The following is a 19,153-nucleotide window of genomic DNA, read 5'->3' on the forward strand; positions in this document are numbered from 1 at the left end:
TTATTGCCCCGATGTTGGTGCTGATGTTGCACCATTGACGATTACAGTAATGTTTCCCGTTCCATCCGCAGAAATTATGTTATTGATTTGATTCATAGCATTACCGCTACCACCAACAAAATTTGGTGAAGTAGATGTTCCTGCTGCAAAGCACCCTACAACATCGTTAGAGGTATTTCCTTTATGTATTTGAACTCCGGATGCCAGTGGAACATTGTTTAGTTGTATTCTGTTAGGCGTGTAATCAGTTCTGACAGACGCTGAGTATATTCCTGCCGGAACAGGTAAGTTTTGATTTGGTGGTGCAGCATTCTCCAGTGTGTTACCAGAAAAAGTTTGATTTGTAACCGTACTTGAAACATCAATTGTCCCAACGATTGATGTTGGTGTATAGGTCGTCCTATTTATATTAATTGTTACGTCAAGACCGAGCGGATCGATATATCGTAACGGGTTATTTAAAACATAGGCATAAGTATTAATCCCCCCCCCCCGCCAACCCAATCGGGTCCGATTGCAGATAGCGGCCGAGTTCGGGCGAGTAGTAACGAGCCATATTGTAGTGCAGGCCGGATTCGGCGTCGAAGTACTGGCCGGGGAAGCGCAGGTTTTGGCTGATGGCGTTCGTGGTGGTTTGCATCAGGCCGAAGGGTTGGAGTTGGGCAGCCCAGACGGTTTGCCCGGCGGTGTTGCTGGCTTTTAGCGGCACGCCCAGCGGGTGGTTGTGAAAGTAGTAGATCGGGCTGTTGGCGGCGCTGCCGTCGATGCGAGCCAGCGCTTGGCCGTCCAGGTAGGCGTAGTGGCTGGGGGTACCGGCGTTTTCAGCCAGTAGCTGGCTGCCGGCGTAGGCGAAGGTGTGCGACGGCTTGCCCGGCCGGATTTTGCCGACCCGGCGACCGAAGGCGTCGTAGGCATAGCCGGCCAGCAGGCTGCTGCCGCTGTTGATTTGCACCAAACGCTGATCTGCGGCATAAACGTAATTGATCGGCGTGCTGAGCACATTCCAGAAGGCCGATTTCAGTTCGGTTTGCGAGCGGTCGATTGCGCCGCGGGCGTCGCTCCGGAAGTGGTTGAGTTGTTGGCCGGTCGCGGGAACGCCCATCACCGTCCCCAACAATTGCTGGCTGTCCGGATCGTACCGATAATCCGCCGTGCCGCCGCTAGGGCTGGCCTGCCGGGTACGGTTACCGACCGCATCGTATTGGTAGCTCTGGTTTTGCATTGGGTTGGCATGGTTCAGGGCGGTTAGCTTTCGTTCCTCCGATTACGCTTCGCTAATCGGGAGCTACGCGGGCTATCGAAAAGCTCGGCCAAGCGAAAGCGCAGATCGAGCGCGAGTTCATGCTGTACCACCAAAAACGGCAACGACAACTTCAAGCGCAGTATGGCGTCAATGTAGATCAGGACTTCGCTAACCTTGCAGCGGATAGCGCTCTCTTAATGATAAAAAAAGAGGCGTTACAACGCGAGATCGAGACCTTGGAGCTTGAGAAACGGCAGCAGCTGGGAGAGGATGCGGCAGTTAGCGATATTGGGCCTTTGGAGTCCAGCAGTCCGGCGGGCAACGTGAGAACCTTGGTGGTGGACAGAGGACGGCAAAGGCCGTCCTTGCGGATGTAAAGTCAGCGGATGGCGGAACCTGTGGCCGGTTCCGCCTTATGGCCTTTTTATTCAAGAACAAAGTAACCTTTCTTCTATACGCTCAACAATGACTAAAGTTGAATTGAATATTTTGCTATCGTCAGTGGTGTACTGAATTGAATCGAGTTCAGCTTCAGCGGCTTGCAAAAACGCCCTTAACTCTTTTTCCTCGATTGCAATAATTTTACCAACCGCAGACCAAATCTCTGATTTATAACTATCTAGGGTAATTTCACCATGTTTGTAGCGATTGCTTGACACTAATAGCTGTTGAATCACATCGGGATACAATGACATTACTGTCCCCCTCGAAATGGATTCACCGTTATAACTATTCGGCCGCCTTGCTCAGTAACGACTTCAGCCGTACCAGATGAGTAAATTGTTCTCTCAACCCCGTTTACTGTTACTGACCTAGATGAACCGTTACTAATTACTTCATCTATCAAATTTGGTGAAAAACTTCTACCTGGACCATCACCACCAGCGGGAGTACCCAAGCCACCAGGCTGCATACGATCAACAGCATGCCGAGTATACAATCGATCACCAACTTGAGCGTATTCACAACCATTAGCACTGATTTTTTGATAGTCCTTCCATGACCCCCAAAGTAGACGATCCGAGCTTTTTGATAATCCAACACCGCGTCCAACCGGACAAGCCGCTAATCCTGCTTCAGCAGCAGTTGCTGCTATACCGACAGGACTCAATGGACCATTGATAGGGGTTCCTTCAGGCGGTGGACGCATTCCAGTCGTGCAAGTAGTGCCTTGTCCATTTGGAGCGCAGATTTGATTAAGTCCACTATCCTCAAGTCCTTCAGGATCAATGCGGTTTAGCGGGTTATTCCGAACATAGGTATACGTATTAATCCCCCCCGCCAACCCAATCGGGTCCGATTGCAGATAGCGGCCGAGTTCGGGCGAGTAATAACGAGCCATATTGTAGTGCAGGCCGGATTCGGCGTCGAAGTACTGGCCGGGGAAGCGCAGGTTTTGGCTGGTGGCGTTCGTGGTGGTCTGCATCAGGCCGAAGGGTTGGAGTTGGGCGGCCCAGACGGTTTGCCCGGCAGCGTTGCTGGCTTTCAGCGGCACGCCCAGCGGGTGGTTGTGAAAGTAGTAGATCGGGCTGTTGGCGGCGCTGCCGTCGATGCGAACCAGCGCTTGGCCGTCCAGGTAGGCGTAGTGGCTGGGGGTACCGGCGTTTTCGGCCAGTAGCTGGCTGCCGGCGTAGGCGAAGGTGTGCAACGGCTTGCCCGGCCGGGTTTTGCCGACCCGGCGGCCGAAGGCGTCGTAGGCGTAGCCGGCCAGCAGGCTGCCGCCGCTGTTGATCTGCACCAAGCGCTGGTCTGCGCCGTAAACGTAATCGACCGGCGTGCTGAACACATTCCAGTAAGACGATTTCAGTTCGGTTTGCGAGCGGTCGATTGCGCCGCGGGCGTCGCTCCGGAAGTGGTTGAGTTGTTGGCCGGTCGCAGGGCTGCCCATCGCCGTCCCCAACAATTGCTGGCTGTCCGGATCGTACCGATAATCCGCCGTGCCGCCGCTAGGGCTGTACTGCCGGGTACGGTTACCGACCGTATCGTATTGGTAGCTCTGGTTTTGCAATGGGTTGGCATGGTTCAGAGCGGTTAGTTCGCCGACGGCGTCGTAGGTGTAATTTTGTTGGGCCAAGCTGGCGGTTTCGTCGTTGCTCAAGGTCATGTTACCCAGGCTGTCGTAGTCGTATTGCTGGCGGAACAGGTTGCCGGCGGTCTGCCGGGTCAGGCGGTAATCCAGATCGTATTGGCGGCTGTCGCTCAGGCCGTTGCCGTAGGACCTTAGCAGGTTGGTGAAAAACCATATTCCAGCCACTAATTTAGCTAGAAGAAGCCTTTATTTAGTGCTGAATCAATCTTGTAGTACTAAATATAGGTCTGATTGGTTGCAAAAAAGAGTTTTTCACCAACCTGTTAGGGCGTTTTCGCGATAGCAAAACGCCGGAGGCTCGAGGTTTTGGCGGATTGTCGCTACCGCTCCGAATCCGCCTTACGGCCTTATTTGTATTTTGTTTTAAGCTCGGCACTATTTTTATTAATATCCACCAAATATCTTAAAACACCACCACTCCCCATAATAAAACCAAACCTTTCGCTCGGTTTTAGCCTAAATTCTACCCAAAACTTATCAGGCCATTTATTTGATCTTTCTACTGCAACAGTATAATTATTTTTATTAGCAGCATATACTGAATAGCTGTTTTCACCATATTTTTGTATATCTTCTCCTATATAATCATTGCGTATGCGGTCGGAAAATAAACCAAATGCAAGAGCATAAGCTGCTAATTCATTTTTGTTAAGCTGCTCACTCATTACATCGCTAATCTCAACAAATCTAGGCGAACATATTGCAGCTGAGAAAAATAAAGGCACGCTTATAAATAAAATAAATATCTTATTTTTTGCAAAACGGGACATTTATGCCCCTCCTTCCATATTTTGGTTTTTTGGGATCAAATTTTTGAATATTCCAATCAGGATTTATCATGACATTAGGCTTGCGAATGTCTGTTGATATTTTCATGTCTTCTGGAGAAAATATATTATTTCTATTCTCCCCATTAACTATAAAATCTGGACAAACCCTGCGTGCGTATGGAAAAGCTCTACGATCGCATATTCATTGTTACCAGGTACATCATGCAATAAAGGTGAGCTATCTTTTGTTCCTGGCAATGTTTCTGTATACCTATAAACGTTTTCCCCCTCTATCTGATAAACTGATCCGCTATATTCTCTATTTTCTGATATAGATTGAGCATTGATTTCCAACAATGCTACAACAGCAGCTTCATCAGGCGAACGATAAGTATCGACATTTGGCCTTAATCCTAGCGAATCGATGTAATTTAATGGATTGTTACCAACATACGCATAGGTATTAATCCCCCCCGCCAACCCAATCGGGTCCGATTGCAGATAGCGGCCGAGTTCGGGCGAGTAGTAACGGGCAATATTGTAGCCCGTAGGTCCGATTAGCGATAGCGTAATCGGACGCATGTTTGACCTCGTTCCTCCGATTACACTTCGCTAATCGGAGCTACGCGGGCTATACGGCCGTAGGGCGTTTTCACGATAGCAAAACGCCGAGTGGTTTCGAGGTTTTGGCGGATTGTCGCTACCGCTCCGAATCCGCCTTACGGCCTTGCCTAGCGGCGAATTCACCTTACGGTCTTTATGGAGAAAACAGGCCAAGGAACGAGATAGTTATTCCCATTTTATTGGCTCATAGCAAGCGTTACGGATTAATTTATTTTCTGGATTTTCAGATAAAAATAAGTCTTTGGATATTTCTGTCTTTAATTTTAGTGCCTTGTAAAGCCTTGATTCATTTTCAACCTCAAGTAGAAAATAGCCGTATAAGTTAGGTATTAAAATAACGCCACTTTCTCCCATGACCCCAAAAAACATTTGATCTTCACCTTTAGGAAAACTAATTGCTGGGTCTGGTCTTTGCGAAGTCCAAGTACACAGTACTTGTTTATTGTTTTGATGAAGATTACCCCGATAAACTTCCAAAATTTCAACTTCTATGACCGCTGCATTAGAATTATCCCCATCGGAATAAACAATGCCGTTTGGGATTGTTTTTGTTCGCAATACCCGCCCCTTAAATATTGTATCTGTTTTTACAGCCACTCTATTTAAGACTTCTTGTTCAGTTTCGTGAGGACGTGTCCTAGCAATAGCCACGCTTAAGTAGGAACTTAAAATAACAAAAAGAATGGTTTTCATCTTTTAGTCATATCATTTTAGATAAGGTAAATACATGTTGTAATAAAAATCGTCATAACGATTAAACATTTCTTTGTCTGCTACATGATCATAATATTCTTTCCTAAACCAGTCTGGATTGACCGGTTTTCCTCCAAATAATGCATATTCAAAGATAAATGCCGAGTCCTCGTTATAATTAAAAGGCGGGCTATGAGAGACTTCATGTCCAATCACGCGCTCTAGCAGGTTGGTGAAAAACTCTTTTTTGCAACCAATCAGACCTATATTTAGTACTACAAGATTGATTCAGCACTAAATAAAGGCTTCTTCTAGCTAAATTAGTGGCTGGAATATGGTTTTTCACCAACCTGCTAGTGAACCGCAAAGTTTTTTATTAAACCCATTTATCAAATATATGGTGTTGTTGTGGTTCACGCCACAATCTGAATCAAATTTTTCATTTGGGGATGAACAATTGAAGGTGGTTTTTTCCAAAATCTCAGAAAAGGTTTTGCCAACTCCCGCTATATCAGCTTTATGTTGGACCACTGGACACGCTTGGTCGATTTGAGTTTTTTGTTTCTGTTTACAAGTTGGACTAAATTCATACAAGCCAAACGGATCCACCGCATTGACCGGATTATTCCGAACATAGGTATAAGTATTAATCCCCCCCGCCAACCCAATCGGGTCCGATTGCAGATAGCGGCCGAGTTCGGGCGAGTAATAACGAGCCATATTGTAGTGCAGGCCGGATTCGGCGTCGAAGTACTGGCCGGGGAAGCGCAAGTTCTGGCTGATGACGTTCGTGGTGGTCTGCATCAGGCCAAAGGGTTGGAGCTGGGCGGCCCAGACGGTTTGCCCGGCAGCGTTGCTGGCTTTCAGCGGCACACCCAGCGAGTGGTTGTGAAAGTAGTAGATCGGGCTGTTGGCCGCGCTGCCGTCGATGCGGGCCAGCGCTTGGCCGTCCAGGTAGGCGTAGTGGCTGGGCGTGCCGGCGTTTTCCGCCAGTAGCTGGCTACCGGCGTAGGCGAAGGTGTGCAGCGGCTTGCCCGGCCGGGTTTTGCCGACCCGGCGACCGAAGCCGTCGTAGGCATAGCCGGCCAGCAGGCTGCTACCGCTGTTGATTTGCACCAACCGCTGGTCTGCGGCGGAAACGTAATCGACCGGCGTGCTGAGCACATTCCAGAAGGCCGACTTCAGTTCGGTTTGCGAGCGGTCGATTGCGCCGCGGGCGTCGCTCCGGAAGTGGTTGAGTTGTTGGCCGGTCGCGGGAGCGCCCATCACCGTCCCCAACAATTGCTGACTGTCCGGATCGTACCGATAATCCGCCGTGCCGCCGCTAGGGCTGGACTGCCGGGTGCGGTTACCGACCGCATCGTACTGGTAGCTTTGATTTTGCAGCGGGTTGGCATGGTTCAGGGCAGTTAGTTCGCCGACGGCGTCGTAGGTGTAATTTTGTCGGGCCAGACTGGCGGTTTCGTCGTTGCTCAACGTCATGTTGCCGAGGCTGTCGTAGCCGTATTGCTGGCGGAACAAGTTACCGACGGTCTGCCGGGTCAGGCGGTAATCCTGGTCGAATTGGCGGCTGTCGCTCAGGCCGTTGCCGTAGGTCAGGCCGGCGACCGGGCCGAACGGCAGGTGGACGATGTTGTCCGCCAGCAGCCGGGTGGTGGTGGTGCCGGACACGGTGTCGGCGACTTGGATGCGACGGACTTGTCCGGCGGCGTCGTATGCGTATTGCAGGCGGCGGCCGCTGCCGGGCTGAGTTTGCACGATACGGTCGTCGGCATCGTAACCAAAAGCCAGCTCGCTGAGTACGCTGTTATTGGAAGGTTTGCGCACCGTGGCGGTAAGCAGGTTGCCGCGCAGGTCGAATTGGTGGCGGGTGGCGATGTCGCCGCGGCGGGCATCGGTCAACCGGCCCTGTTGACCCGCGATATTGCCGGCGCTACCGTCGTAACCGTATTCGGCGTCGGCCTCGCTGCCGGAATAATCGATACCGAGCAGGCGGTTGAGGGCGTCGTAGCGGTAGGTGGCCGTGACGTCGGCGGCGTCGGTGGTTTGGGCCAGGTTGCCGGCGGCGTCGTAGGCGTATTGCGTCGCGCCGGTGTTGGGGCTGTCGAGGCGGGTCAGGTCGCCCAGGCCGTTGTAGCGGTATTCGGTGTTGTGGCCGGCGGCGTCGGTGACTTGGGTCAAGCGGTCCTGCGCGTCGTAGTAGTAATCGGTCTGGCCGTTCAACGCGTCGGTGCTGCGGATCAGCCGGTCCAGGCTGTCGTATTGGCGCTGGCTGACGTTGCCGGCAGCGTCGGTGGTTTGAGTCAGGTTGCCGTTGGCGTCGTAGGCGTAGCTAGTGGTTTGGTTGTAGGCGCCGATGTCCTGGGCCAGGCGGTTAAGAGCATCGTAGACGCGGCGATGGCTTTTTACCACAGTACCGCTGCTGTCGAGTATCTGTTCCTGGGTACGGTTGCCCATGGCATCCAGGGTGTAATGAATCTTGCCGCCCAGGGCGTCGGTAATGTCGGTCAGGCGGTGGGCGGCGTCGTAGGTGTAGCTGAAAAACACGCCGCTGGGTTGAGTCACTTTTGTCAAATTGCCGACCGGATCGTAGTCATAGCGGGTGATGTTGCCGCCGACGTTTTTTTGCGTCAGCCGACCGCGGGCATCGTAGCTGAATCCAACCGCCAAACCGTTAGGGCCGGTCAGGCCGAGCAGGCGGCCGTTGGCATCGTAGCTGTTAAAGTTGGTGGTGTGGCCAAGGGCATTGCTGATCTGCCACAGGTCGCCGACATGGTGGCCGGCTGTGGTATCGGTGTAATAGCGGTAGGCGGTGACGTCGTTAACGTCGGTGCGCGGGCCGTCGGCGGTCAGGATTTGGCCCAAGCTGTTGTAGGTATAGGTCCAGGTCCGGCTTTGCTGGGTCGCGGTATCGGTGACGGTTTTGTTCAGCAGGTTGCCGCCGGCGTCGTAACTGAAGGTTATGCGGCGGCCGGCTTCGTCGATTTGGGTGGGCAACCGGTAATTGGCGTGCCATTGGCTGACGATTTTGCGGACATTGCTGCCGGCGGCCGGAGTATGGCCGGCCAGGTTGGCCGGACAGCTCGAGCCCGGCGGCAAACCTTCGAGGCGCACAGTCTCCAGATTGCGGCTCAGGTCGTAAGCGTAACAGCTCAGGTTGCCGTTGAAGTCGGTTTGGCTGGCAAGGTTGCCGTTGGCGTCGTAGCCGATGTTACTGGCGGAAGCTGCGCAACCGGCACCTGCGGGTTGGCTGTTGCCAGTACTTTTGACCACACCCAATATGGTAGTGAAGTTATATTGACGAACAGTGCCGAGTGCATCTTTCAGTACTGTACTGTTGGGGTTACCGTTGGCTGCCAAATTATAGGTTAAGTGGTTGTGCTCGGTATTTACATTCAGATTGGGAGCCAGTTGCTCATCATATGCACGTCCTGCCGCATCATAACGATAGGAAGCAAAACGGCTATTGTTTTCGTCTACAATGCCGGTTAAACGGTTAGCGAATTTGACACCACCGTTCGGGGTTGCCGAGATGTAAGCGGGTTCGCCATAGAAATACGTTTTTACCTTGCCATCGGGATAAGTGATAGATTTGAGGTTATTATTTGTATCGTAAGTATATCTATACAGCTCATTGGCAGTATTGGAAATGGTGCTAGTACGGTTAAAGGCATCATAGGTGAAATCTAGGCTGCGCCCGAAAGTGTCGCTCACTTTGATTAGCAACCTGGGAACGCTTGCGATACTTGCGGAAGTAGTACTGTTACTATAGGTCATGGTTTGAGTGTACCCAGAACGAGCGACCAGCGTTATCAGGTTTCCATCGACATCATAGTGTTCTGTCTGATCCTGATCATTGACATAAGTCCAGCCATTTGCCACTCCCGCCGCTGTAAAGACTTGGGCCAGGTTGCCATTCACGTCTCCATCTTTGATCCAATCGGTATTTGCTCCTGTTTGCGTGAACTGAAATTGCTTACCATCTTCTCGGGTAAGTGTGACAACGCTAATGAGTCCAGAGCCACTGCCGCCATTGGTCGACACAAAAATACTACGCCCCCATAAACCATTCCAACCAGCCCCGAACGTAGAGCTTCGTAAGGTATTACTGTTATACGTTCGTTCTATGTTCAGTGGAAAAGCTCCTTGGCCAACAAAGTCCACTTCATGCAAGTGTTTGTTGCCCAAAGCAATGTTGATGGGATACGAGGTATCAATGCAGCTTTGACCTCTGTTTTTGATTGACGATGGCAAGCTGGGGGCGACGGTACATGCCAAAGTTGAGGATATACCAGTGGACGTGTCGTAAGACGTCCCTTCAGCATGAGAAGGCGACTCTATCCATGTGATAAAACATCCGAATCCATCTGGGGTGGGTCTGACCTCTGAAGGTAGTGGATAGAACCCGCATCCCCAATGGCTTCCGCTAGAAGCAACACAATTGGTTTCCAGGGATTTAACGTAAGCTCCAGCTTGGTCGCACTGGGCTTGAAAAGCTTGTAATTGGATCATAGTGCAAGCGGATGGAGTTGCTTTAACAGCTTGTCCTACACCAAACAGATTGACAATTACCAGAAAACACAGAGCTTTGAGACCGATTCGATCAGACCTAATTAATTTTGAATCTAACAGGCTGGTGAAAAACCCACTGATATTTCCCCTTACCCACGGTTGCCGTGATTTTTTCGTGTTGAAATCGGTCATGACATCGAGTTTCAAGCGTTTTGCCCCTGTTTCAAGGGCTTTTTATTCGCCTGAAGCCGTCTGTGGACGGTTTTCAGGCGTACTTCACCCTAGGTGGGCGCACTCCACGCCGGTTTCGGCGTGAACACCAATAGGTTGAGCAAGTGCGTCAGGTTGTAGGCGGCGAAGCAAAACAAGGCTTGGCCAGCGACTTTGGCTAAGCCGATGTGACGGGTTTTGCGCAGGCCGCCGACCGTTTTGACCCAGCCAAAGGCTTCTTCGACGATTTTGCGGCGCTTGAGGCTTTGGGCGCAACCTTTGCCGCGCGCGGTGCGGCCATCGACGGCACTGCCGGTCTTTTTCCGGGCCACATGGGCTTTGATGTCTTGCGCCTTGAGTCCGTTGACGAAAGCCGGTTGGTCATAGCCTTTGTCGGCACCGACGCTACCGCCTTTGGGCACACGGCGTTTGATCATTGTTTGCGCGGCTTCGATTTCGGCGGTGCCGGTGGCTTGGGTGGTTTCGACATCGACAATCAGGCCGTTGCGATTCTCGGACAAGGCATGGGTGATGTAACGCAGTTTGGCCTCGGTGTATTCGCCTTTCTTGTAGAGCCGCGCTTCCGGGTCTGTCGTGCTTTGGTGGGTGGCGTTGCTGCGCTTTTCGCCGCTGAAGTCGACCTCGGGATTGCGGCCGGCGGGTTTGTCCGGGCCGCTGCCGTCTTTCTTAACGAAGCTTTTGTGCGAGGCCCAGGCTTCAATGAGGCTGCCGTCGACACTGAAGTGTTCGTCGGACACCAGGTTTTGCCATTCGGCTATGGCCAGTACCCGCTCAAAAAATTCGCGACTCAGCGCTTCGGACAGCAGCCGTTCGCGGTTGGCGCTGAACACGCTGCGTTCCCAGACAGCATCGTCGATGCCCAGACCGACAAACCAGCGAAACAGCAGGTTGTAGTCCAGCTGTTCCATCAACTGGCGTTCGCTACGAACGGTGTACAGCACTTGCAACAGCAAGGCGCGCAGCAGTTTTTCGGGCGCAATCGACGGGCGGCCAGTGTGCGAGTAACGCTCGGCAAAGACGGCATTCATAGAGGTCAATACGCCATCGACGAGTAGACGTAAACGACGCAACGGATGCTGTTTGGGAATACGTTCTTCCAGGCTAACGTAGCTGAACCAGCTACTTTGAATGGCATCGTGTCCGCGCATTGAAAGGCTCCAAATTTAGGTAGCCTATTTTAACAGTTGGCGGCTCATCTATGCCTTAGCCTACTTGGCTTTTCGAGTTTTTCACCAGCCTGCTAACTGCTTGCGCTGTTTAGGCCCTTCCAATTTAGGTGGGAGAGGATATAAATACCGTACCCAGTTTGTATATAAATCCCGATACCAAGTCAATAACAGCCGAAAACCCATGGCAAGATCCTTAATCAAATGTTTGTGTTCCTCGGCATGGCAAGGCCTTGCTCAAGATAAATAGCGGTGATTAGGTTGAGCCAGTCATTACCGTTAAAGTCCAAATAACGCGACAATTGGTTATGTGAAATTTAACTAGTCCTGGCAACTCCTGGTTTTGACACCTCAGCATAGACGTAAACGCTAACTATAGGCGCTAGACTGGCGACTAAGGGCTATTTTTGAGAGCTGGTCCAAAAAAAAGAACAATCGGATACGTGAAAAACCCTGCTACTTTTGAACAAAACAAGAGATCAGGTCTAGAAATACATCAAAGCCTTTCAAGGACGCTTAATTACTAGACTGGTGGCCATTTAAAGCCACCTTTACGGATAGCCCCCCCCACTCTAAGCTCCAGGTAGATAGCTGCTCGGCCGACATCTCCGCCAATTCCTCTGTCGAAGCACCCACAACGCAACCCCGATCTAAACCTATCAAATCCGCCGCGTAATCCAGCAAAAATCGTCATTTTGCCGACCATTGCGAAACACCGCCAACCCAGCCGCCTATACTTACCAAGTCAAAATTTTGCAAAGCGCGACCATGGCTCCTGAAGACGATATTACCCGTATGCTGCCGCTGGACGACGTCACCATTATCCAAACCCGTCGGCAAAACCGGCCTTTGGGCGACGCTCCGGCAGCGGACGACCTGTACGGCGGCGATTATTCGTTGCGCGGGGCGGTCGGCGCCGGTGGCGTCGGCCGGGTGTTGCTGGGCTTCGACCAGCGTATCGGCCGGGAAGTAGCGATCAAGGAGATGCTGGACCAGGCCGCCAACGAAGACATGGCTTTGAATGCGCGTTTTCTGCGCGAAGCCCGCATTACCGGCCGGCTGGAGCATCCGAGCATCGTCCCGGTCTACGATCTCGGCGTTAAACAAAGCGGCGCGCCGTATTACGTGATGCGGCTGGTGCGCGGCGATACGCTGGCCAAGGCCTTGAAAGAATGCAACAACGAGCCGTTGGCCGAGCACGCGCTGTCCAAACGCTTGGCCCTGCTGGACCGGCTGATCGATGTCTGCGAGGCCCTGGCCTATGCCCATTCCAAGGGCGTCGTGCACCGCGACATCAAACCCGGCAATATTGTGCTGGGGCCTTTCGGCGAAACCATCGTGCTGGACTGGGGCTTGGCCAAAGTCGAAAACGAAGCGGAAACCCCGCTGCCGACGCCGCACCAGCAAGGCGGCGACGCCGAGCTGACCCAATTCGGCGACATTCTCGGCACGCCGGCCTATATGGCGCCGGAACAGGCCGATCCGGAGTTCGGCCCGATAGATGCCCGCTCCGACGTATTCGCCCTCGGCTGTATTCTGTATTACCTGCTGAACGGCCGGCCGCCGCTGCAAGGCAACGCCGACCAGATCATGTCGCAGTTGGTTGCGGCGGCGCCGATGCCGGATGCGCGCAATCCCAAACTGGCCGCCCCGGCCGAATTGATCGCGATCTGCAACAAGGCCCTGTCCAAACGGCAAAGCCTGCGTTTCAAGGACGCCGGTGCGCTGGCCGACGAGCTGCGCGCGTTTCGCGACGGTCGCCTGGTCAATGCTTACGCCTATACCCGCGGCGAATTGCTGCGCCGCTTCATTGCCCGCAATAAAGTCGCCTTGGCCGCATCCGCGGCGGTGCTGGTTTCGATCCTGGCCGGCGCCGGATTGGCGTTTAAATTCGGCGTCGAAGCGCATCAAGCCCGGCAATTGGCCGAAGCCGAGGGCGAGGTCGCTAAACAGCAGCAGCAACGCGCGGAACTGGCCCTGGCCGACGTGACCCGGATTTCCAACGCCAACCTGGCCACTGCAGACTCGATTGCCGCCAAAATCGGCGCCGAATTCGAGAATACCCGGGCTGGCTTGGCGCAAATCGCCGCGCGTTTCAAATCCGCCGCCGAATTGGCCGGTTCTACGCCGTTACTGGACAGCTTGCTGAGCCGGCTGCCGCACCTGACCAGCGTTGCCGCCACCCGCGCACCGGGGACTATCGTCGCGGTCGCGCCGGCGCAATACCGGCAAGCGATCGGCAGCGATACCTCGCAACTGGAACACAACCGCTTGACGCTGCAAACCGCGGCCCCGGCCTTGAGCCGAGTCTATCCGGCGCCCGAGGGCTACCAGGCCATCACGTTGGTGGTACCGGTCAAAATCGGCACGGCAGTACCCGGTTTCATCTCCGGCCGTTTCAAGGCCGCCGAACTGTTGGGAGCCCTGTTGGCGCCGGAATTGCAAACCGCGAACCGAACCATTTGGGTGATCCAGGACGACGGCTTGATTTTGTTCGATACCGACAGCGACGAAATCGGCTTGAACCTGTTCCGCGAGGAGCGTTACGCCGAACTGCCGGAATTGCGCGAGCTGGCCCGGCATATCTCCGCGCAGGACGCCGGCGTCGGCTACTACCAAAACCCGGCCGCTTACAGCGGACGCCGCATCGCGTCTTGGGTTAGCTTGCATCCGATTGCCAACCGGGAATGGAAAGTCGTGGTTTTGGAAGCCTGGTAGGCCGGGACGGATCGAATCGGCGAGCACGCGGCGTCCGGACCCACTATACTAAGCCCGCTTCGCTTACGCCGTTGACCATGCCGATGTTCAGTTCTTGTTCGAATTACCGGATTTGCCGCTTAGCCGCCCCATGGCTGCTGGCGCTCGCGCTCGGCCAACTGGCCGGTTGCGCCAGCACCGAAAAGGCGCCGCCGATTTATCTGCCGCAAACCGAAGGCGGCAACCGGATGGCAGTGGCCGAGGCGCTGCAGTTGCAGGGCGCCCCTTACGTTTACGGCGGCGAATCGCCCAGCGAAGGCTTCGACTGCAGCGGTCTGGTGTATTACGTTTACTATCGGCAGGGATTGCGTCTGCCGCGCGACACCCAATCGTTGGCCCGGCAATTGCCGGCCGTGGCACCGGAACAGCGCCTGCCCGGCGACCTGTTGTTTTTCAATACCGAACGGCCCTATTCCCACGTCGGCATCTATATCGGCGGCGAACAATTTGTCCATGCCCCCAGCGCCCGCACCGGCCGGGTCATGGTCTCCGACCTGCGCCAGCCCTATTGGCGCGAGCGTTTCATCGGCGTGCGCCGGCCGCTTAACCGCCAAGCCTTGTCCTTCAACAGCCTCGATGCCGGCTGCGGCGTCAACTAAGCCCGGCAGCATAGGGCTCGGGAAGCTGTCATAGCCCGTCCCGACCGCTGCCGCCGATGAATGCCGAAAACTCCTCCGCCGGCATCGGTTTGCCGAACAGATAGCCTTGTGCCTGTTTGCAATGGTTTTGCCGCAAATAGCTGGCCTGCTCCGCGGTTTCCACGCCCTCGGCGATCACCTCGAACTTTAAAATCCCGGCGATCGAAATGATCACCCGCACGATCGCCGCGGCATCGGCGTCGTGCATGATGTTGGCGACGAAGGATTTGTCGATTTTCAGTTTGTCGAATACGAAATGTTTCAGTTGGTTCAGACTGGAATAACCGGTGCCGAAATCGTCGATCGATATCTGCATGCCGGCGGCTTTCAAGCGCGTCAGAATTTCGCGTTTCTGCTCCGGATGGCGGATGAACAGGCTTTCGGTCAATTCCAATTCCAGATATTCGGCCGCCAGCCCGGACTCGTGCAGAATGGCAATCACCTGATCGGCAAAACCGTCCCTGTCCAACTGTTTGGCCGACACGTTGACCGCGACGACGAAAGGCGGGTGGCCGTTTTGTTGCCACAGCCGGTTCTGCCGGCAAGCCTCGCGCAACACCCAGGCGCCGATCTCGTCGATCAAGCCGATTTCCTCGGCCACCGGGATAAACTGGTCGGGCGAGATCATGCCCAATTCCGGATGCCGCCACCGGATCAAGGCCTCGGCGCCGATGACGCGGCCGGAGTCCAAATCGATCTGCGGTTGGTAATGCAGAAAGAACTCCCGCCGCTGCAAGGCCCGGCGCAAATCGCTCTCCAGGCGCAATTTGCTGGACACCGCATATTCCATGCTCTGTTCGTAAAAACAAAAGGTATTGCCCTGCTCCTTGGCCCGGTACATCGCGGTGTCGGCGTGCTTGACCAGCAGGCCGCTGTCCTTGCCGTCGTAAGGGTACAAGGAAATGCCGATACTGGAGCTGATGTAAAACTCCTGCCCCATCAACGCGAACGGTTTGGCAATGGCATTACAGATTTTTTGCGCCACCGCTGCCGCAGCCTGCGGATTGCCGATATGCTCCAGCAACAGGATGAACTCGTCGCCGCCGAAGCGCGACACCATGTCTTCGCGGCGGACGCAACCCTGAATTCGCTCGGCGGCGGCCTTTAACATCATGTCGCCGACGTCGTGGCCCATCGTGTCGTTGGTCAATTTGAAACGGTCCAGATCCAAAAACAACACCGCATGCGCTTGCGGCTGCGCTGCCGGCTTTGCCAGCACCCGGTTCAAGCGCTCCATAAACTGCACCCGGTTGGGCAAATTGGTCAAGGTATCGTGGTAGGCGAGCTGGTTCAGGCTGCGCTGGCTTTGGCTGGCTTTCAACAGATGGGCGATGCGCTTGCGCAACACCGTGAAATGAATCGGCTTCGGGACAAAATCGTTCGCGCCGGTGGCAAAGGCCAATTCGACCGAATGTTCGTTCTCCAGTGAGGTGATCATCAGAATCGGCACCTCCGCCCCGTGCGGCAAGGCGCGAATGGCTTTGCAAGCGGCGAAACCGTCCATTTCCGGCATCATCGCGTCCATCAAAATCAGATCGGCCATTTGCCGGGCGCACAAGGCCACGGCCTGCCGGCCGGTAACGGCCAGATCGACGCTATAACCGTCCTGCTGCAGGATGTCCTGCAAAGCCACCCGCAAAACCCTGTCGTCGTCGGCCACCAACACCCGCGGCCCGAGCGGGGCCAACGCACTGTCCGCGGCCGGCTCGGCTTCGATTTCCGCCCGCAGCAGCGGTTCCAGCGCGCGAAATTCGGCGAGCAAGCCCTCGGCCAACGTGGCAGAACCCTCGGCCAAAGCGCCGGTTTCGGCCGCCAATTCCAATTGCCGGGCCATTGCGGCCAGTTTTTCCGCACCCACATTCCGGGCGGCACCTTTCAGACTGTGGGCCAGCTCGCGCAAGCGGCTCAGGTCCGTGTCCCGCAGGGCCGGAGCGATTTGCTCGATTTGCGCCGGCGCATCCTCCAAAAAGAAACTGAGCATTTTGCCGTATGCACCGCCGATTTCGGCGCGCAGTTGCGCCAGTTTGTCGGGGTCCAGAGTAACCGGCCCGGCAGCGGCAGGCGCGGCATCGCTGGCCGCAGCAAGCGGCAACGGCCGGTTTTCGAGGCGGCCGATTAATTTTTGCCGCAACGCCTGCAACTTGATCGGTTTCGGCAGAAAATCGTCCATGCCGGCAGCGCGGCATAGTTCTTCGTCGCCGCGCAGGGCGTTGGCCGTCATCGCGATGATCGGTATCCGGCCCAACGGATCCGGCCACGCCCGGATCCGGCGCGTGGCTTCGAAACCGTCGACGCCGGGCATATGGCAATCCATCAATACCACGTCGAACGCGTCGGATGCCAAGCGCTGCAGCGCTTCCGCACCGGAAGCGGCAATTTGGTAACGGCAGCCCAAGCGCTCCAGCATGCCGGCCGCCACCATTTGTCCGGCGCGGTTATCCTCCACCACCAGCACATCCAGCGCCAACGCCGGCAGCACGGCTACCGGTGGCGCCGCGACGCCGTCCGCCGCATTCCGGCCGCAACCGACATTCAAAATCAGACCGTATAAATCGGTTGGATTTACCGGTTTGGCCAAGCGTGCGGCGAGATTGGCCAAATCACCGAGCCGGGATTCGTACTCGGAATCGTGCAACAGAATGATTTTCGCGTTCACCTCAGCCGCGGCAGCGGCGACGGCTTCGAGCCGTTCCCAATCGGCTTCCGTGTCGATATCGGCCACGATCAAGCGGTAGGTTTGGCCTTGGCTGGGCGCCGGGTCGGAAACTTGGTTCATGCGGCCGGTAAAACCGGAATGTCGGTACTCGACTTGCCACTCGTCGAAATGGCTCGCCAGCACGCTACGGGTTTGCTCGTTGTCGGTAACCAGCAAAATGCGCAGTTCGGCGAAACATTCCCGCCGCGCTGCGGCCAGGGCGGCGCTGCCGCGCGGGGTGGCGAACGGCACGCTAAACCAGAACCGGCTGCCGTGGCCGAGCCGGCTGTCGACGCCGATGCGCCCGCCCATCAACTGCACCAATTGCCGGCATATGGCCAGCCCCAAGCCGGCGCCTTCGTAATGCCGAGTGCTGGAACCGTCGGCTTGCACGAAAGCATCGAAAATCCGGTCTTGGAGCGTTGCCGGGATGCCCAAGCCGGTATCGGCCACGCTGAAGCGCAACACCAGTGGGTCTTGGCCGGCCGCTTCCGCTTCGACGCCAAGCTCGATAGCCCCCTGCTCGGTGAATTTCAGCGCGTTGCCGACCAGATTGATCAGTACCTGGCGCACGCGGCCGGCTTCGCCGTGCAACACGGCGGGGACGCGCTCGCCGATGGTATAGCTTAAACGCAGGTTCTTGCGCCTGGCCTGAGCCGCCATCAGTTCGACGACTTCGTCCAAGGTTTCGTGCAACACAAAATCGGTCGGTTGGCACTTCAACATGCCCGCCTCGATCCGGGAAAAATCCAGAATATCCTCGATCAACTTCAGCAGCGCCTCGCCGGCATTGCGCGCCACCGTCGAATATTCCAATTGCTTGGGCGTCAGTCCCATGTCTTGCAGCAATTCCAGCATGCCGAGTACCGCATTCAGCGGCGTGCGCAACTCGTGGCTGACGTTGGCGGCAAATTCGCCTTTCAAACGGGCCGACTCCAGGGCTTTGTCTCTGGCCTGCTCCAACAATTCCTCGCGGGTTTCCAACACCTGCATCATGGCGTTGAATGCCGCCCCCATGTCGGTAATATCGCGCGGCCCGGCCAATTTGGCCCTGACCTTCTTTTCGCCGGCGGAGGCCCGGCCCATCCGCTTCGCCAATTGCTGGATCGGCAACGTCAAGCGCCGGGCCATGGCCAGTAAAAACACGAAAAACACCAATGCCGCACCGCCCGATACCAGCAACGTCACGAATTGGATCTGCCGCTTCATCGCCAGCAACGATTGCTTGCCGATCGCCAACCTGACGTAGCCGATCAATTCGGGGCTGGGGGTTTGCGCTTCGAACGGCGATGCCTGTTCGCCGCCGCTACGGGCAAAAACCGGCGCGGCAAAAAACCAGGCCTGCTCGGTTTCCTCCACTAACTGCAGCGCTTCGGGCCAAACCGAAGCGGCCGAGCCGGCCGGCTGGGTCGATTCGCCCAGCTCGAGCAAGGCCTCGCGGTTAGCGTTGTAAATCGCGACTCCCCGCACGTCGGGCGAGGACAGAAACCGCTTGGCCGGCTCTTCGGCATTTTCCCGGCTGGCGTAGAGCAAGGCCAATGCGCTTTGCGCGGCGAAGGCTTCGGTCGACTGCCGGCCCTGTGCCAGCCATTTATCGCGGACCACGCCGTAAGACAAGGCCGATATGCCGAACGAGGACAATAACGAGATTACCAGCAGACCGCAGGTAAACGTCACGGTCAGTTGTTGCAGAAAACTCGTCCGCCCGAGGCGGAAGCTCGGTAGCGACGCCATC

The 19,153-nt window shown here is 55.4% G+C and carries 13 protein-coding genes and 1 pseudogene; 3 read left to right on the forward strand and 11 right to left on the reverse strand.

Annotated features, from left to right (window positions below):
* Positions 1-504, reverse strand: coding sequence for a DUF5675 family protein (locus VXJ35_RS20445; protein WP_157198247.1), 504 nt, complete (start codon positions 502-504; stop codon positions 1-3).
* A complete protein-coding gene (locus VXJ35_RS20450; RefSeq protein ID WP_064022975.1) occupies positions 479-1,222 on the reverse strand; it encodes an RHS repeat domain-containing protein in 744 nt (247 codons plus the stop codon). The genes VXJ35_RS20445 and VXJ35_RS20450 overlap by 26 nt, the downstream gene beginning before the upstream one ends.
* A gap of 119 nt (positions 1,223-1,341) precedes the next feature.
* Here VXJ35_RS20450 and VXJ35_RS20455 point away from each other — a divergent pair, with 119 nt between their 5' ends.
* Positions 1,342-1,620, forward strand: a complete 279-nt coding sequence (locus VXJ35_RS20455; RefSeq protein ID WP_064022976.1) for a hypothetical protein — start codon at positions 1,342-1,344, stop codon at positions 1,618-1,620.
* A 51-nt stretch (positions 1,621-1,671) separates the two neighbouring features.
* On the opposite strand, the gene VXJ35_RS20460 is transcribed toward VXJ35_RS20455, so the two are convergent.
* The 8 genes and pseudogenes from VXJ35_RS20460 to VXJ35_RS20495 all read right to left on the reverse strand — a co-directional run bounded on the left by VXJ35_RS20460 (position 1,672) and on the right by VXJ35_RS20495 (position 11,310).
* Complete coding sequence (locus tag VXJ35_RS20460; protein WP_064022977.1) at positions 1,672-1,938, reverse strand: hypothetical protein; 267 nt, start codon at positions 1,936-1,938, stop codon at positions 1,672-1,674.
* Positions 1,938-3,497 (reverse strand): RHS repeat-associated core domain-containing protein, encoded by a 1,560-nt coding sequence (locus tag VXJ35_RS20465; RefSeq protein ID WP_064022978.1) that lies wholly within the window; start codon positions 3,495-3,497, stop codon positions 1,938-1,940. The genes VXJ35_RS20460 and VXJ35_RS20465 overlap by 1 nt, the downstream gene beginning before the upstream one ends.
* A 182-nt stretch (positions 3,498-3,679) precedes the next feature.
* Positions 3,680-4,102, reverse strand: a complete 423-nt coding sequence (locus VXJ35_RS20470; RefSeq protein WP_157198248.1) for a hypothetical protein — start codon at positions 4,100-4,102, stop codon at positions 3,680-3,682.
* Positions 4,103-4,249: 147 nt separating this feature from the next.
* Entirely contained in the window at positions 4,250-4,684 is a 435-nt protein-coding gene (locus VXJ35_RS20475) for an RHS repeat-associated core domain-containing protein (protein ID WP_082881021.1), read from the reverse strand.
* A gap of 207 nt (positions 4,685-4,891) precedes the next feature.
* Positions 4,892-5,419, reverse strand: coding sequence for a hypothetical protein (locus VXJ35_RS20480; protein WP_157198249.1), 528 nt, complete (start codon positions 5,417-5,419; stop codon positions 4,892-4,894).
* A 342-nt stretch (positions 5,420-5,761) separates the two neighbouring features.
* Positions 5,762-8,692, reverse strand: coding sequence for an RHS repeat-associated core domain-containing protein (locus VXJ35_RS20485; RefSeq protein WP_231914796.1), 2,931 nt, complete (start codon positions 8,690-8,692; stop codon positions 5,762-5,764).
* Positions 8,693-9,394: 702 nt separating this feature from the next.
* Positions 9,395-10,123: pseudogene (locus tag VXJ35_RS20490) on the reverse strand (DUF6531 domain-containing protein); the annotation flags it as partial.
* A gap of 89 nt (positions 10,124-10,212) precedes the next feature.
* Positions 10,213-11,310, reverse strand: a complete 1,098-nt coding sequence (locus VXJ35_RS20495; protein WP_064022980.1) for an IS5 family transposase — start codon at positions 11,308-11,310, stop codon at positions 10,213-10,215.
* Positions 11,311-12,096: 786 nt separating this feature from the next.
* On the opposite strand from VXJ35_RS20495, the gene VXJ35_RS20500 reads away from it, so the two are divergent.
* Complete coding sequence (locus tag VXJ35_RS20500) at positions 12,097-14,046, forward strand: serine/threonine protein kinase (RefSeq protein WP_157198250.1); 1,950 nt, start codon at positions 12,097-12,099, stop codon at positions 14,044-14,046.
* A gap of 83 nt (positions 14,047-14,129) precedes the next feature.
* Positions 14,130-14,684 carry a C40 family peptidase gene (locus VXJ35_RS20505; RefSeq protein ID WP_054761025.1) on the forward strand — a complete coding sequence of 185 codons (555 nt, stop codon included), beginning with the start codon at positions 14,130-14,132 and terminating at the stop codon, positions 14,682-14,684.
* Between the two features lie 28 nt (positions 14,685-14,712).
* Here VXJ35_RS20505 and VXJ35_RS20510 read toward each other — a convergent pair whose 3' ends face one another.
* The gene (locus tag VXJ35_RS20510; protein ID WP_064022982.1) at positions 14,713-19,152 is read right to left on the reverse strand and encodes an EAL domain-containing protein; all 4,440 of its coding nucleotides are present in this window, start codon (positions 19,150-19,152) and stop codon (positions 14,713-14,715) included.
* Position 19,153: the final 1 nt, after the last annotated feature.

This window comes from Methylomonas sp. DH-1 (assembly GCF_046097555.1).
GTDB classification, from domain to species: Bacteria; Pseudomonadota; Gammaproteobacteria; order Methylococcales; family Methylomonadaceae; genus Methylomonas; species Methylomonas koyamae.